Annotated in this window: 10 protein-coding genes; all 10 read left to right on the top strand. The window is 58.1% G+C overall.

All coding sequences use genetic code 11. The features are described 5' to 3' along the window. Positions 1-18 precede the first annotated feature (18 nt). A complete protein-coding gene (locus GIV35_RS04110) occupies positions 19-2,466 on the top strand; it encodes a dermonecrotic toxin domain-containing protein (RefSeq protein WP_213154053.1) in 2,448 nt (815 codons plus the stop codon). A gap of 125 nt (positions 2,467-2,591) precedes the next feature. Continuing rightward, positions 2,592-3,305, top strand: a complete 714-nt coding sequence (locus tag GIV35_RS04105; protein WP_034126285.1) for an SIMPL domain-containing protein — start codon at positions 2,592-2,594, stop codon at positions 3,303-3,305. A gap of 184 nt (positions 3,306-3,489) precedes the next feature. Then, positions 3,490-6,834: a dermonecrotic toxin domain-containing protein gene (locus tag GIV35_RS04100; protein WP_236264345.1), complete on the top strand. Its 3,345-nt coding sequence runs from the start codon at positions 3,490-3,492 to the stop codon at positions 6,832-6,834. 97 nt (positions 6,835-6,931) lie between these two features. After that, entirely contained in the window at positions 6,932-8,533 is a 1,602-nt protein-coding gene (locus GIV35_RS04095; protein WP_105225762.1) for an ABC transporter substrate-binding protein, read from the top strand. Between the two features lie 258 nt (positions 8,534-8,791). After that, entirely contained in the window at positions 8,792-10,420 is a 1,629-nt protein-coding gene (locus GIV35_RS04090) for an ABC transporter substrate-binding protein (protein WP_034126282.1), read from the top strand. A 356-nt stretch (positions 10,421-10,776) separates the two neighbouring features. Beyond that, positions 10,777-12,330 carry an ABC transporter substrate-binding protein gene (locus GIV35_RS04085; RefSeq protein ID WP_371920470.1) on the top strand — a complete coding sequence of 518 codons (1,554 nt, stop codon included), beginning with the start codon at positions 10,777-10,779 and terminating at the stop codon, positions 12,328-12,330. Positions 12,331-12,501: 171 nt separating this feature from the next. Further along, the gene (locus GIV35_RS04080; protein ID WP_089041380.1) at positions 12,502-13,896 is read left to right on the top strand and encodes an OprD family outer membrane porin; all 1,395 of its coding nucleotides are present in this window, start codon (positions 12,502-12,504) and stop codon (positions 13,894-13,896) included. A gap of 80 nt (positions 13,897-13,976) precedes the next feature. Continuing rightward, complete coding sequence (locus tag GIV35_RS04075) at positions 13,977-15,575, top strand: ABC transporter substrate-binding protein (protein ID WP_105225761.1); 1,599 nt, start codon at positions 13,977-13,979, stop codon at positions 15,573-15,575. 75 nt (positions 15,576-15,650) lie between these two features. Beyond that, positions 15,651-16,661, top strand: coding sequence for an ABC transporter permease subunit (locus tag GIV35_RS04070; protein ID WP_003171721.1), 1,011 nt, complete (start codon positions 15,651-15,653; stop codon positions 16,659-16,661). A gap of 10 nt (positions 16,662-16,671) precedes the next feature. After that, positions 16,672-17,583 carry an ABC transporter permease subunit gene (locus tag GIV35_RS04065; protein ID WP_003188486.1) on the top strand — a complete coding sequence of 304 codons (912 nt, stop codon included), beginning with the start codon at positions 16,672-16,674 and terminating at the stop codon, positions 17,581-17,583. The last annotated feature ends 9 nt before the right edge of the window (positions 17,584-17,592 follow it).

The following is a 17,592-nucleotide window of genomic DNA, read 5'->3' as shown; positions in this document are numbered from 1 at the left end:
CCACTCAGGAACGCTTTCATGCAGATGAATAACGCACTCCCCACTCAAAGGCCCTACACCGCTGAACCGCCATCAGGTGCCACTCTTAGCCGCCAGCGACGTGCGATAGACCAGAGCCCAAACAACGAGCAATACCTCGTGGAAAGCGTGCGCAGGGATTTATCCAATAACGGTGGTGACGGTTACGAACTCGTCAGCGTGAACCACGATCCCGGCAAGACGGTGGGAGCCCATGACAAAACAATTGTACCCGTGGATGTGGGGATCAATATCGACAGCGCCAGCAATGCCGAGAACCTGGCCTTGGCCTTCAAGTCGGTAACGCAAGATGCCGCGCAGACGGTCAAGCAACTGTTCAAAGACAAGTGGAACCTGGACATCGACCCGGACAGAACGTATCTGACGACGTTCAATTACAACACTACCGGCAAGCCGCCCTACCCGGCCAAGCTGGTCGAACAGATTACGCTGACGGACGCCCTGGTAAAAAACAGCCAGACCACGCCCGAAGGAAGAGGGGCGCTGGTTCCTCATTATGTCGGCGGCCCAGCAGTGAGGCTGGTCGATCACCTGCCCCATATTGCACCAGGCGTATTCGACTTCGCCGACCGATTCAACCCCAATCGCGAGTCGGCCCACATTACCCACACCTACCAAGGCATTTATACCGCCTCCACGCCCGGCACCCCGCAGGTCTATGCGCCTTCAACCCAGCTGTCCGTGTCGCCAAAGGACTTCAAGGAGCAAGTCTGGGCCACCGACTTCCAGCGCCCCTACATCGAGTTCCTTAACGACTTCTGGGACAAGCACGACCGTCAATACCCTATTGTGGCCAAGGCGGCACTCGTCAAAGCTGCACACTCGCAACATCAGGAGGGCAGCCTGACGCAGGAAGACAAACAACTGGTCCTGCGCGCAGCGGGGCTGCCTGGCAACACCCTGGCCTGGGCCGATACGCTGTTCAACGACCTCACACGCCCGACGCGGCCCGATCCTGGACTAGACGTAGGCCTGTTGAGCGTAGGGCAATACAAATCCACCGACCTGATGGTGATCACCGACAAAAACACCCGCCAGGGTGCCGATGGCAAACCGATCAACCGCACACTGCTGGTCATCCCGGGCAACTCTTCGCCAATCCACGCTTTTGACAGCGTAGAGCAAATGAAGCAGTGGTTGGCGAGCCAGGCCGCAGACCCGGAAAAACTCAAGGCACTGGAAGGACACTTCACCTTCAAGGACTTGAACAGCGGCCCGTTCAAAAGCGGCGTGCGTGAAATGCTCAAAGGGATGGCCGTGTGGCCCAAATATGCGCACCACCGTACCTGGCCTCCTGCAACGACCTTGAGCCTCCAGCGCTTCAACGCCACCGGGCGTTCAAATACCGGCCCTGATATCGACGCCACCGCCGATGTCTTTCAACAGATCGGCCAACGCCAGTACGATCGGTCGTTCGACGACGCCAAGTCGCAGATCACCTCCGATGCCGACGTCACCAAAGCCAATATCCTGTCTGGCCTCAGCAAGGCAGCCATGATCGCGATGCTCTTTGCCCCGGTGGCCATCGCCGTGCCCGAAGTGGCTTTGGCGTTGGATGGGCTGTACATCGCCTCGGGTATCACCGAAGCAGGCATTGGCGCCGACGATTTGGCCAAGGGCAAACCCGGCGGCGTCGGTCATTTGATTTTTGGCGTGCTCAATGCCGCGCTGCCTGTAGCCACACGCGTGCTGTCCCAGGCCGGTACAGTGGTGGAAGAAGGGGCCTCGGCCAGTTCGCAACGCCCCGTTGGGCAGCCAGTGACTGATGCCCATCCGGGCAAGCCCTCGGTCGACCTTAACGTCGACAATAACTTTGCCTCCTTACTCCCCGAATCGGAACCTGTGGCGCCGGTCTCCGAAACACTGTCGACGGACGGTAAGTTGGTCACCCTCACGGGCACCAAGGATAACCTGGTCAAAGTCGAAGACAACCTGCACATTTTCACCGACATGAATAAAAATGGTCTGGAGCATCGCCTCAACATCATTGGCCACGGCGATGGCACCCATATTTATTACAAAGGCGGCAAACACACCCCGCAGGGGTTGTACAACACGCTCAAGCGCAATGGCATCTTCCCGGAGAGCTATGACAATATTCGCATTCTGAGCTGTTACTCCGGGGCGCAGGGCGAGAACTCCTTCGCCGCTCAATTTCAGCGACTCACCGGACGCCCAGTGAAAGGCTATGTAGGTGAACTGACTGCCAGATACTCCCCTGAAGAGATCCTGGGAGATAACCAGACAATCTACGAAAGCGGAAAACCCCCTGTAACCTTCGATCATCCCAGTCCCGACGATGGCGTTTCGGGTAAAGAATTCAAGCCGGTGAAGACCAACCCGTATTCGATTTTCGATCACCCGTTCAAATGGTGGAATTTCAGCTACAAGCCTGTAACGTTTACTCCAAAAGGGGCCACCCTGTAACAGAGTCCTCGCGTGGCGTGAGGGTAGCGCACGCCACGCTGAAATTTATTTGTATTGGGTAAACCCGACGAACCCCAAGGCTACGTCTACAGTCTTACCGAACACGAATATCCCCAGGAGCTTCCATGTCTCGTTTCACTCGCAGTGCAGTTGTTCTCACCCTCAGCGCCAGCGCCCTGGCCAGCCTGCCGGCTATGGCCGCCGATGCACTGAATTACAACCAGATCTCCCTGCGCGCCGAAGTCAGCCAGGAAGTGGCCCGCGACAAGATGATCGTCACCCTTTACACCGAATCGCAAAACGCCGACCCGGCCAAGCTCGCGGCCGAAATCACCACCACCCTGAACCAGGCGCTGGGCCAGGCTCGCGAAGTCAAAGGCGTGACCTTGCGCCAGGGCAGCCGCAACAGCTACCCGATCTACGACAGCAAGAACCAGAAGATCACTGGCTGGCGCGAACGTGCAGAACTGCGTATGGAAAGCGCGGACTTCCCGGCACTGTCCAAACTTACCGGCGAGCTGCTCAACACTCTGAAGATGGACAGCATGGACTTCGCCATCGCCGATGCCACGCGCAAGGCCAGCGAAGATGCGCTGCTCAAAGATGCCGTGGCTGCATTCAAGGCGCGTGCGCAACTGGCTACCGATGCACTCGGTGGCAAGGGCTACAAGATCGTCAACCTGAACTTCAACACCAATGGCTACCCGATGCCCTACGCCCGCAATGGCGGCATGATGATGAAAGCCGCCATGGCCGATTCAGCACCGACGCCTGAAGTGGAAGCCGGCACCAGCCAGGTCAACATGAGCGCCGACGGCGTGATCGAAGTTTTACAGTAACTTTTTTAGACAGGACAACGGCGCACCCCCACGGGGCTTGCGCCTTTTTTTTGCGCGTTTGCGCCACGTCATATCCAGCAGTACATCTCGCAGGAATCAAGTGGCCGGCCTCTACGACTCATTACTGCCATAGCTACCAGGGAGGGATGTGCTGGCAATTATTCATACAATGAGAGCCGAATTTATGTCCCTGTCACTCAACTCAACCCACAGGTTATCGCTGCCACTCGTAGTCGCCAAACCGACGTCGGCCATTCAAGCGCAGGCGACACCGCCCACTGCAAAAACCGCCCAACCCGACGAAACAGCACTGCTCAAGGCCTATCTCGAGGCCGCACAACGTAAGGTGTTACACGGCAATGCCGGGCTTATAACCGTGCCGCCCCAGAGCACTCTGGGCCAGTGGCTTGGGCTGTATCGCATGCATTTGGAAAACGCCGTGGTACAAGGCTGGCTGCAGGAACAACACTTCGCCCCGGACACCTTGCTTTCAATCAACCCGTCTACAGGTACCTTGTCCGCCAAGGTCGAGGGCAAAACTAAAACCTTCCATCTCTCGGATTCATCAGGCTGGGGACAAATTTCAGGACCATTGCTGGACGCCGCAAAAGTTATCGCCCCTGGAAATAACGGTGATTTACGTGTGAGGCTGGGCAAGGACTCCATCAAGGTCAGCGCAAAAGTGGTGGCCAACTTTGAAGGTGTGCCCCTTCCCCAAAAGCTGTCACAGGCTCGAACACAAATAAGGCACCTGGAACACAAAGACACCTTCGATCCTATCCCCGCCGATGACCGCCTGCGCCCTGCCAGCAGCCGCTCGCCACAGGCGCTGCAAGTGCAAAAACACAACGCCGCCAACTACTACAGCACCGCACCACAAGCCTTGGCTTACAAGCGCCTGGCCGTTGACGTCGCCGACAACCTGCCCAATACGCGGGCAGAGGCCAAAAAGTGGGCGGATGACCTGCTGCTCAAACTCACGGGCAAACCTATCGACTCCGACACCGTGTACTTGAACCGTTTCAAAGGTGGCGAAAGCGCAGACACGGCGACCGGCTGGGAACACACCTTTCAAGAACCCTGGTCTTCGCTGCGCTTGCCCGACGCCTTGCTGAAGAACTTCTCCGAGCACGACTGGGTGCCCGGCAACCTGGACCTCGAAGCGGGGCTGTATACCCAGCCTGCTGGCCAAAGCGAAAAAGGCGGCTACGGCAAGCATAATCAAATCGACCTCAAGCCCTCCCAAGTGATGCATGAAAGCTGGAAAACCGACTTTCAGACCCAAATGACCCAGAAGATCGACCATTTCTGGAGCACGCATAACGACGAGTATGAGACGACGATCAAAGGTGAATTCATCTTCCAGGCCCGCAAGCAATTGAAAAGCGCCGAGAGCAGACCCCCTCTTGAACGTTCCTTGCAAGCGCCCGAGCACCAGTTCACCCGTGACGACTACCGTTTGGTGATGGGTGCTGTGTCCAACCTTACGCTCGATGAAAACGCCCCGATCACCGTGGAACAACTCAAGGCCAAAGCACCGGCAAACGGCAACGTTCAAGCGCATGCCCTGAGCCTCCACGGGGTTACGTCCAGCGATATAGTGCGATTCAGCGCTGCGGACGGTGGCCGGCAAGTGCTCTATATACCGGGCGCCGAACCCGCATTCTTGCGCTTTGATTCTATTGAGAAGCTGGATCAGTGGCTGCTCGAGCAAGCCAAGGACCCTGCAAAACGCGAAGCACTGGCGGCTCACTTCCCGATGATCTATCGCCAGGACCAGACCAAGAGCTTTGCTGAACGCGCGGCAAAAGTACTGATGCCCATTCTGTGGTTCACCCATGTGGGCGAAAAGAAGGATGGCCTGGACACCCTCTTGGCGAAAATGGCCAGTGGTGAGTTGAAGGGGTCAGCGATCGACCGCAGCCACGCTGCCATTAAAGACGACGTTTTTTCCACATTGGCGACGGCCGCCACAGAGCGGATGAACAGTGACGCCGATGTGGTCATCAAGTCCAACAGCGAGGAGATTCGCGATACCTGGCTGAACGACATCACCGTAGCCGCCGGCCTGCTGGTCAAACTCGCGCCCATCGCCGCGCCCGTAGCCGCCGCAGCGGTGGCGGCCGGGTTGACCGAGGTGGCGCTAGGGGCAGAAAAAACCTCGTCTGGCGACACCGTGACAGAGCGGGATGAGGGCGCCTCCAAAGCGTTCGATGGCTTACTCAATACAGTGTTTTCCTACGGTGCCAGTGCTGTGCCGGAAGACCCTTTTGCACTGCCCGCAGAAAGAGAACTACCGAGCCTTAAGCCCCAGCCCCTCCCCAGGGCAAACGCTCGCGAACCACAACCTGGGCCGTCCACAGGCACCCCTGTGGTTATCGACTCCATTAACGCCCCACTCCCCAGATCCCGTTCACTCATTCCAATGGCGCAATATGCCGTCCCGGAGGGTGAACAGCTGATAAAGAACGCGCCTCGCGACGCGTTGGGTGTTTATCGAGTAACCGACAGCCAGGGAGCGTTGCGCCAGTTCGTGCGCCTTACCGATGAGACGGGGGCGAGCAAGGTATTTGAGATATCGGGGCGTTACCGGACCGGCGATGCATTTGCCAGAGTCATCAACCCCGATAACGGCGCGGGGCTGATGGTCATCACACCCGGGCGTAATGGAGAGTGGGCCCGGGCACCGGGCGATGGCGGGATAAAATGGCCGTGGCCGTGGCAACGTCCTGAGTCCCCGACACCCAGTAACGATTTAAAAACGCCTGCACATGTATCGGATAATTTTATTGAGTTAGACGGCACCAAAATGAAAAGCGCTGACCTATTCGACAAGTATTTCAACGTTGCAGAGCAAGCGAACTATAAATATGGCGTCACTTTCAGGGAAAATAACGGTATTTTAGAAAATCGTCCTGTCTTTTCCTGGACAGCAGACAGCGCGGATTTCACCGTACTTGCATCGGAAACAGCCTCCCCCTCCTCGTTTGGTAGCAGCAATTACTCCGAATACTTTATCAAAGACATCGACCGGGACCCTTACACAATAAGACGCCCTGGCCTGGAGAACGTTGAGATCAACGTACCCCGGCAGCTAGCAGGAATGACCATCCCAGATAACTTAGGAGGGGCAATTCGTGAGGGTCTGGTAAGGGACGGGATCGATACATTTGAGCGCACCGTGCCCAATCCTGACATGCGAGCGGCAATTTCAGAGGTTGCTCATCAAGGATCTTCCGCTCCTGCGTGGTTTGAATTGCAACCTCCGCGAGTGAAAGACGGCTATAGCAGCAGCGTTAGCAACCGGCAGTACTTCATCGACTACAACCCTCTAAAAAATGAGACCGAGGTCACAATAGTCACCCAATGGCACCTGAAATATGATGTTAGAGGTGAGTCCACCCTCGTCGATGACGTGAACATAACAGCCACTCGGACTTTCACCCTTCGTGAAAGTAATGAAATAGACGGCCCGCCCGTTACAATCGATAAATCGGCCCCCACCCGTATAGAAGTATCCCCCGCATAAAGGTATCCCCTACCTAAGCCAGTTGAACGGCGGTAACCTCGGTGACCGCCGTTTTTGTTTGGGCTGCTTTAAGATGCCCGCCGCCTCAGGGGTCTCCATGGAAAAAATCGCCGTCAAGCCACTGCTCCTCGCCGCAAGCCTTCTGGCCTTTATACCAATGACCCAGGCCGCCACCACCCTGGTCTACTGCTCCGAAGCCAGCCCCGCCGGCTTCGACCCCAGCCAGTACACCAGCGGCACCGATTTCGATGCGTCCGCCGAAACCGTGTTCAACCGCCTGACCCAGTTCAAGCGCGGCGGTACCGAAGTCGAACCTGGCCTGGCCACCAGCTGGGATGTTTCCAAGGATGGCCTGACCTACACCTTTCACCTGCGTGAAGGCGTCAAGTTCCATACCACCGACTTCTTCACCCCGACCCGCGACTTCAACGCCGATGACGTGCTGTTCACTTTTAATCGCCTGCTCGATGCCGACAGCCCGTTTCGCAAGGCCTACCCCTCAGAGTCGCCCTACTTCACCGACATGGGCTTGAACACCACGATCAAGAACGTCGAAAAACTCGACGAGTACAGCGTGCGGTTCAACCTGAACACGGTCGATGCTTCGTTCGTGCAAAACCTGGCCATGAGCTTCGCCTCTGTGCAATCGGCCGAATACGCCACCCAGTTGTTGAAACAAGACAAGGCGGAGCAGATCAACCAGCAACCGGTCGGCACCGGGCCGTTTGTGTTCAAGCGCTACCAGAAAGACTCGCAGATCCGTTATGTGGCCAATAAACAGTATTGGAAACCCGAGGATGTGAAGCTCGATAACCTGGTGTTCGCCATCACCCCGGACGCCGCCGCGCGCCTGCAGAAACTCAAGGCGGGCGAATGCCAGGTCAGCGGTTACCCGCGCCCCGCCGATATCGAGGTGATGAAGCAAGACCCCAACCTGCGCGTACTGCAACAAGCGGGCTTCAACCTGGGTTTCCTGGCCTATAACGTGACTCACCCGCCGCTGGATCAACTCAAGGTTCGCCAGGCACTGGACATGGCCATCGACAAGCCCGCAATCATCAAGGCCGTGTACCAGGGCGCCGGGCAATTGGCGCAGAACGCACTGCCTCCCGCGCAGTGGTCTTATGACCCGAAAATCCAGGACGCCCCCTACGACCCGACCAAGGCAAGGTTGCTACTAAAAGAAGCAGGGGTTGCACCAGGTACCACCATCAACCTGTGGGCAATGACCGTACAACGCGCCTCAAACCCGAATGCGCGGATGTCTGCACAAATGATTCAACAGGATTGGGCCAAGGTCGGCATCAAGGCCAACATCGTCAGCTATGAGTGGGGCGAATACATCAAGCGCGCCAAAAATGGCGAACACGATGCAATGATTTATGGCTGGACCGGCGACAACGGCGACCCCGATAACTGGCTGGGCGTGCTCTACAGTTGTGCTGCGGTCAAGGGCAGCAACTACGCCAAATGGTGTAACCCGGCCTATGACAAGCTGGTGCAGCAAGCCAAGGTCAGCAGCGACCGCGAGCAGCGCATCAAGTGGTATCAGCAGGCACAGAAAATCCTTAAGGAACAAGTACCTATAACGCCTATTGCGAACTCGACGGTTTTCCAGCCTATGCGCAAGCAAGTGCGTGACTTCAAGATCAGCCCGTTTGGGCTAACGCCGTTCTACGGTGTGGGTCTAGATAAGTAACAGCCGCGCCCCAACCGAGTGCGCTAGACGCCTCGGCTGGGCTTTTTTGGTGCGCCATTTGCACCGAAAAAACCCTCCAAACAGGCACTTTTGTGTCGAAACTTTCATAATTGCGACATTCCTGTACGTTCGTACCACAGTTTTCCCTTTGCAACCGCTCTGCATCTTGCATTGGGTATGGCGCCTGCATAAGTATCCGCAGGCCGACTCACGAGGTCGCCCTCACCACCAAAAATGACAACAAATCATGAGGCCAACATGCTTAAACACGCAGTCCTTCCGTTATTAGTGAGCGCTGGCCTTATGGCCGCAGCCCCCGTAGCCCTTGCGGCAACTAACCTGGTGTTCTGCTCCGAAGGGAGCCCGGCCGGTTTTGATCCAGGCCAGTACACCACCGGAACAGACTTCGATGCCTCGGCCGAAACCATGTTCAACCGCCTGAGCCAGTTCGAACGTGGCGGCACCGCCGTCGTTCCTGGCCTGGCCACTAGCTGGGACGTGTCCCCGGATGGCCTGACGTACACCTTCCACCTTCGCGAAGGCGTCAAGTTCCATACCACCCCGTACTTCAAGCCAACTCGTGAATTTTCGGCTGACGACGTACTGTTCACCTTCAACCGGATGATCAATAAAGACGATCCATTCCGTAAGGCCTACCCCACCGAGTTCCCGTACTTCACGGACATGGGGATGGACACCAACATCAAGAACATCGAGAAAATCGATGACCACACCGTCAAGTTCACCCTTGGCACCGTGGACGCCGCGTTCATCCAGAACCTGGCCATGAGCTTCGCCTCGATCCAGTCCGCCGAATACGCTGCGCAGTTGTTGAAGGAAGGCAAGCCTGCCGACATCAACCAGAAGCCGGTCGGCACTGGCCCGTTCGTGTTCAAGAGCTACCAGAAAGACTCGAACATTCGCTACACCGGCAACAAGGACTACTGGAAACCTGAAGACGTGAAGATCGATAACCTGATCTTCGCTATCACCACCGACCCGTCGGTGCGTATCCAGAAGCTCAAGAAAAACGAATGCCAGATCACCCTGTTCCCACGTCCGGCCGACCTCAAGGCGCTGGGTGAGGACAAGGACCTGAAACTGCCGCACCAGGCCGGTTTCAACCTGGGCTACATCGCCTATAACGTCATGCCAGTACTCAAGGGCCAGACCGCCGCGAACCCGCTGGCTGACCTGCGCGTCCGTGAAGCCCTGGACATGTCGGTGAACAAGCAGCAGATCATCGACTCCGTGTACCAGGGTGCCGGCCAACTGGCAGTCAACGCCATGCCGCCGACCCAGTGGTCCTATGACACCACCATCAAGGATGCCAAGTACGATCCTGCCAAGGCCAAGGAATTGCTCAAGGCCGCTGGCGTCAAGGAAGGCACCGAGATCACCCTGTGGGCCATGCCGGTCCAGCGCCCCTACAACCCCAACGCCAAGTTGATGGCCGAGATGCTGCAGAACGACTGGAAACAGATCGGCCTGAAGGTCAACATCGTCAGCTACGAGTGGGGCGAGTACATCAAGCGCTCCAAAGGCGGCGAGAACCAGGCCATGATCATTGGCTGGAGCGGCGACAATGGTGACCCGGACAACTGGCTGAACGTGCTGTTCGGCTGCGACTCGTTGTCGGGCAACAACTTCTCCAAATGGTGCGACAAGAAATTCGACGGCATCGTTAAAGAAGCCAAGGCCACTTCGGATGTCGCCAAACGCACCGAGCTGTATAAGCAGGCGCAACATATCCTCAAAGATGCAGTCCCGATGACACCTATCGCGCACTCGACGGTGTATCAACCCATGCGTAATACCGTGCAGGACTTCAAGATCAGCCCGTTTGGCTTGAACTCCTTCTACGGCGTTAGCGTCAGCGGCAAGTAAGGATCAATAACGGCGACGTTTCCTAACGTCGCCGTTATTCCATCCGCCTGGACCTTAGGAAACAGACTACGTTTGCAAGCGTTGCCGTCTTACAGCAATGAACTGCGACCCGTGCCTCCGTTGCCTACAAGGTCAGTCAGAATTGACGCATTTACTGCAAGGTCAGCGCCCCATAAGGTCGTAGGACAGCAGAGGCATCACTCTGGGAAGGGCACTTGCTGTGTGTGGGATCAGTGATGTCTGCCTGGCTGTAAGCCAGCAGGAAGGCTCGCTGTTGATAACTACAAACAAGGACCGGGATCGCCATGCGCCATACCACCGTTGTATCCGCTCTGTTTGCCACCAGCCTGCTGGCCATGGCCACCATGGGCCAAGCCGCCGAGAAAAAGAGCCTGGTGTTCTGCTCCGAAGGCAGCCCGGCAGGGTTTGACACTGCGCAATACACCACCGCTACCGACAACGATGCGGCGGAGCCTTTGTATAACCGTTTGGTGGAGTTCGAAAAAGGCGCGACCGACGTCGTCCCTGGGCTGGCAACCAAGTGGGACATTTCCCCGGATGGCCTGACCTACACCTTCCACCTACGTGAAGGGGTGAAGTTCCACAGCAACAAGGAATTCAAGCCGACACGGGACTTCAACGCCGACGACGTGCTGTTCACCTTCAACCGCATGCTTGACCCCGAGCACCCGTTCCGCAAGGCCTACCCCACCGAGTTTCCGTACTTCAACGGGATGAGCCTGAACAAGAACATCGCCAAGGTCGAGAAAACCGACCCGTACACCGTGGTGATGACGCTGAACACGGTCGACGCCGCGTTCGTGCAGAACATCGCCATGAGCTTTGCCGCGATCCTTTCGGCGGAATACGCCGAGCAGTTGCTCAAGCAAGGCCGGCCCAGCGACATCAACCAGAAACCGATCGGGACTGGCCCGTTCGTGTTCCAGCGCTACCAGAAAGACTCGCAGATCCGCTACGTGGGCAACAAGCAGTACTGGGACCCGAGCCGCGTCAAGCTGGACCAACTGATCTTCGCCATCAACACCGACGCCTCGGTACGCGTACAGAAGCTCAAGGCCGGCGAATGCCAGGTGACCTTGCATCCACGCCCTGCCGATGTCGAGGCCCTCAAGGCCGACCCGAACCTGCAACTGCTGACCAAGCCGGGCTTTAACCTGGGCTATATCTCCTACAACGTGCGCCACAAGCCATTCGATCAGCTTGAAGTACGCCAGGCGCTGGACATGGCGGTGAACAAGCAGAGCATCCTCAATGCTGTGTACCAGGGCGCCGGGCAACTGGCGGTCAACGCCATGCCGCCGACGCAGTGGTCCTACGACGACAGCATCAAGGACGCCGCCTACGACCCGGAAAAAGCCAAGCAGTTGCTCAAGGCCGCCGGGGTCAAGGAAGGCACCGAGATCACCTTGTGGGCCATGCCAGTGCAACGCCCGTACAACCCCAACGCCAAGCTGATGGCGGAAATGCTGCAGAACGACTGGGCCAAGATCGGCCTCAAGGTCAAGATCGTCAGCTATGAATGGGGCGAGTACATCAAGCGCACCAAGAACGGTGAGCACGATGTCAGCCTGATCGGTTGGACCGGCGACAACGGTGACCCGGACAACTGGCTCGGCACCCTCTACAGCTGCGACGCCATCGGCGGGAACAACTACTCCATGTGGTGCGACCCGGCGTACGACAAGCTGATCAAGCAAGCCAAGGTCGTGACCGACCGCGAACAAAGGACTGTTCTGTACAAACAGGCGCAGCAACTGCTCAAGCAGCAGGTGCCGATCACGCCCATCGCCCACTCGACGGTCAACCAGCCGTTAAGCGCCAAAGTCGAAGGCTTCAAGGTAAGCCCTTTCGGCCGCAACGTGTTCTCGGGCGTCAGCATCAACCCATAAGAAAATAACCGGATGGCGGGGAGCGAAATACGCTTCCCGGCAAACGTGCAGGCTTTTGTTGGGAAATTTCCTACGCCAAACGTTTGCAATAGCTTGAACGAGTTCCACACCCAATAGCCGGATCACCCAAAAAGACCGGCATTAAAAAAGAGAACCAAAGGAGCTTCACCCATGAAACTGAGCAGCAAAGCGCTTCTGGCCTTGGCCATCAGCAGCATCACGGCCACCGCCTACGCTGAAACGCAAAGCCAGGACTTCGTTCCTACCACCCTGGCCGGCACCAGCGCCCAAAGCGAGGCCAAAGGCTTTATCGAAGATTTCAGCCTGGGCGGCACCACGCGTAACTGGTACTCCCATGAAAGCAAATACCGTGGGGGCACCTTCTCGTACCAGAAGCACGGCCAGACCCTGACCGATCGCAACCGTACCAACTGGGTGCAGGGCACCATCCTCAACGCCAGCTCGGGTTTCACCCAGGGCACCGTAGGGGTCAAGACTGAAGTGGCGGTGTACAACGCCCTGGTGCTGGATCGCAGCAAGCGTGATATCAAAGGCGGCTCCAACCGTACCCTGGCCGACTCCAACGGTGACGCCGTAGACCAGTGGAGCAAACTGGGCTTGGCCAACGTGCAATTCCGTGTGTCCAACACCACACTGACCGCCGGTCGCCAGAACTTCAGCAGCGGCATCGTCGACACCATCGGCAACCGTGCTCTGCCTTCGAGCTTCCAGGGTGTGAGCTTTAACAGCGAAGAGTTCAGCAACCTGTCGTTCCAGGGCGGCGTGTTCGACCGCGTTTCGCCACGTAGCGAGCAGAGCCTGTCGAAATTCCGTAGCGAATACGGCAATGGCGCAGAAACCGACAAAGTGTCGACCCTGGGTGTGAACTACCAGCCGCTGAAAAGCCTGAAGACCAGTTTCTTCGCCGCCAACGTGAAGGACTTCTGGAACCAGTACTACTTCGGCGCCACCCACGAGCTGGGCGACGCGCAGCAGTTGGGCCTGACCACCGGCTTCAACTACTACAAGACTGTCGATGAAGGCAAAAAAGAGATGGGGGAAATCGACAACGATACCTTCTCCCTCTCCCTGGGCCTGACTCACCAGGCACACAGCCTGACCTTCGGCTACCAGCAAGTGAACGGTAACGAGTACTTCGACTACCTGCACGAAACCAACGGTATCTACCTGGCCAACTCCCTGACGTCTGACTTCAACGGCCCGAACGAGAAATCCTTCCAGATCGCCTATGCCATCAACATGGCTGAATACGGCGTACCCGGCCTGAAGTTCAACGCTTACTCGGCACGCGGCTGGGACATCGACGGTACCCACTACACCGGCAACAATGGCCGGGCCAAGTTTGCTTATGACGGCATCCAGTCCCAGGACGGCGAGAAGCACCAGGAATACGGTGTAGGCGCCTCTTACGCGCTGCAGAGCGGCCCACTCAAAGCCACCACCGTGCGCGCAACCTATGTTGAGCACCGTGGCAGCGAGTTCCAGTCCGACGGCAGCATCAAAGAGTTCCGTCTGGTCACCACCATCCCGTTCAACATCCTTTAATTAGCGCCAGGCAGGCGGCGAGCTCAGGACGAGCCCGCCGCCTACGCTTTTCTGGCTCCATCGATTGCAGAGGGCTCTGAATGAAAATGCTCCCACTACAAGCCGCCATGGCCGCTGCGCTGTTGAGCGTGGCGATCGGCGTTTCGGCCAAACCGCTGGTGGTCTGCACCGAAGCCAGCCCGGAAGGTTTCGACCCGGTCCTGTACACCACTGCTGTGACTGCTGACGCCGCCGCTGAAACCATGTTCAACCGCCTGGTGGACTTCAAGCCCGGCACCACTGAAGTGGTCCCTGCCCTGGCCAAAGACCTGCCGGAAATCAGCGCCGATGGCCTGACCTACACCTTCCACCTGCGTGACGACATCAAGTTCCACACCACCGACTATTTCAAACCCACGCGCAACCTGAATGCCGATGATGTGCTTTGGAGCTTCCAGCGCCAGCTGGACCCGAATCACCCGTGGCATAACAAGTCCAACGTGGGCTACCCGTACTTCGAAAGCATGGGCTTCAAGGAACTGCTCAAGAGCGTAGAGAAAACCGACGATCACACGGTTGTCTTTACCCTGACTCGTCCTGAAGCTCCCTTCCTGGCTGACCTGGCCATGGCGTTTTCCTCGATTCACTCCGCCGAATATGCCGACCAATTGCTCAAGTCCGGCAAGACCGATGATCTGAACGCCAAGCCAATCGGCACCGGGCCGTTCATCTTCAACCGCTACGCAAAAGACGCCCAGGTGCGTTTCAAGGCCAACCCGGAGTACTTCCGTGGCAAGCCGCCGGCCGACCCGCTTATTCTGGCAATCACCACCGATAGCAATGTGCGCCTGCAAAAGCTCAAGGCCAACGAATGCCAGATCGCGCTGTATCCCAAGCCCGATGACGTACCCAGCGCCAAGGCTGATCCCAACCTGAAAGTGGCGGAACTGGCGGCGATGACCACCAGCTACACCGCCATGAATACCACCCACAAGTACATGAGCGATGCGCGGGTACGTCACGCGATCAATATTGCCTTCGATAAGAAGGGCTACAACGAATCGCTGTACGGCAAAGGCAACGCCGTCGATGCCACCGGGCCGTACCCGCCGACCCTGCTGGGTTTCAGCGACAAGCTGAAAAACCCGGAGCGTGACCTGGACAAGGCCCGCGCCCTGCTCAAGGAAGCCGGCGTGCCGGAAGGCACCGAATTCACCCTGTTCACCCGCAACGGCGGCGGCCCGACCAACCCTAACCCGATGCTCGGTGCCCAGCGCATGCAAGCGGATCTGGCCCAGATCGGCCTGAAGGTCAATATCAAGGTCATGGAATGGGGCGAAATGCTCAAGCGCGCCAAAGCTGGCGAGCACGACATGGTTTCTGCCGGTTGGGCCGGGGATAACGGCGACCCGGATAACTTCCTCACCCCTAACCTGAGTTGCGATGCAGCGAAAAACGGCGAAAACTACGCCCGCTGGTGTAACAAAGAGTTTCAAGACTTGATCGACAAGGCCCGCGCCGACGCTGAACCCGCCGAGCGCGCTGCACTCTATGAACAAGCTTTGGCCGTTTTCGAGAAGGACCAACCGTGGATTCCCATGGCCTACCCGAAAATGTTTACCGCCATGCGCAAGAACGTCGAGGGTTATACCCAAAGCCCTCTGACCACCAATAACTTCGCCACCACCCAGGTGAAGTAATAAGAAAAACGCTCGGCACCGTCGACATTGACGGTGCCGGACCTGCCTAACCGGCTGATTGAGGTACACACCAAGATGTTTAGTTTTATTGCCCGCCGACTGGGGTTATTGATCCCCACGTTCTTCGGCATCACGTTGCTGACCTTTGCGTTGATTCGCATGATTCCAGGCGACCCCGTAGAAGTCATGATGGGCGAGCGACGGGTTGACCCCGAAATGCACGCACAGGCAATGGAGCGCCTTGGCCTTAACAAGCCGCTGTATGCGCAATACCTGGACTATGTCGGCAAGCTCGCCCAGGGCGACCTTGGCGAATCGCTGCGCACCCGCACCAGCGTGTGGACCGAGTTCACCGCCCTTTTCCCCGCGACCCTGGAGCTGTCCATGGCCGCGCTGTTGTTCGCCGGTATCCTGGGCCTGTTGGCCGGGGTGATCGCGGCACTCAAGCGAGGATCCCTGTTCGACCATGGGGTGATGGGCATCTCCCTGGCGGGGTATTCGATGCCAATCTTCTGGTGGGGCCTGATCCTGATCATGTTCTTCTCGGTAAGCCTGGGCTGGACCCCGGTATCCGGACGTATCGACCTGCTCTATGACATCGAGCCGCGCACCGGCTTCATGCTGATCGACACCCTGCTGGCCGACGAGCCGGACGCTTTCTGGGATGCGTTGCACCACCTGATCCTGCCCGCCATCGTGCTCGGCACCATCCCGCTGGCGGTGATCGCGCGCATGACCCGTTCGTCGATGCTCGAAGTGCTGCGTGAGGACTACATCCGTACCGCCAAGGCCAAGGGCCTGTCGCCGGCGCGCGTGGTGTTCGTGCACGGCCTGCGTAACGCACTGATCCCGGTGCTCACCGTGGTCGGCCTGCAGGTCGGCACGCTGCTGGCCGGTGCGGTACTGACCGAAACCATCTTCTCGTGGCCCGGCATCGGCAAATGGCTGATCGAAGCCATTGGCGCGCGGGACTACCCGGTGGTGCAAAACGGCATTCTGCTGATCGCCTGCCTGGTGATCCTGGTGAACTTCGTGGTGGATATCCTCTACGGCTTCGCCAACCCACGCATCCGTCACCAGCGCTGAGATCATGACCATGACCACACCTACTCAAGTGTCAGCAGTCGATCAGAGCCTGCTGTACCCGTCCCCGTACAAAGAATTCTGGCAAGCCTTCTCCAAGAACAAAGGCGCGGTCGCCGGCCTGCTGTTCATGCTGCTGATCGTGTTCTGCGCGATCTTCGCCCCGTGGGTTGCACCGCATAACCCCAGCGAGCAATACCGTGACTTCCTGCTCACCCCGCCGGCGTGGCTGGAAGGCGGGCAGATGCAGTTCCTGCTGGGCACCGACGAACTGGGCCGTGACTTGCTCTCGCGCCTGATCCAGGGCTCGCGCCTGTCGTTGCTGATCGGTTTGTCGTCGGTGGTGATGTCGCTGATCCCGGGTATCCTGCTGGGTCTGTTCGCCGGGTTCTTCCCGCGCTTGCTGGGCCCCACCATCATGCGCCTGATGGACATCATGCTGGCCCTGCCATCGCTGCTGCTGGCCGTGGCGATTGTCGCCATCCTCGGCCCTGGCCTGATCAACACCGTGATCGCCATCGCCATCGTGTCGTTGCCGTCTTATGTGCGCCTGACGCGAGCCGCCGTGATGGGCGAATTGAACCGCGACTACGTGACCGCCGCCCGCCTCGCCGGTGCCGGCCTGCCACGCTTGATGTTCATCACCGTGCTGCCTAACTGCATGGCACCGCTGATCGTACAAGCGACCTTGAGCTTTTCCTCGGCGATTCTCGATGCCGCGGCCCTGGGCTTCCTCGGCCTTGGCGTACAACCGCCAACCCCGGAGTGGGGCACCATGCTGGCTTCGGCCCGAGACTACATCGAACGCGCCTGGTGGGTGGTGAGCCTGCCTGGCTTGACCATTTTGCTCAGCGTGCTGGCAATCAACTTGATGGGTGACGGCCTGCGCGATGCGCTGGACCCGAAACTCAAGAACGCCGCCTGAGGAGATTCC

The organism is Pseudomonas sp. PA-1-6B (assembly GCF_021609545.1).
GTDB lineage: Bacteria > Pseudomonadota > Gammaproteobacteria > Pseudomonadales > Pseudomonadaceae > Aquipseudomonas > Aquipseudomonas fluorescens_BV.
This window is presented reverse-complemented; position numbering and strand designations above follow the sequence as displayed.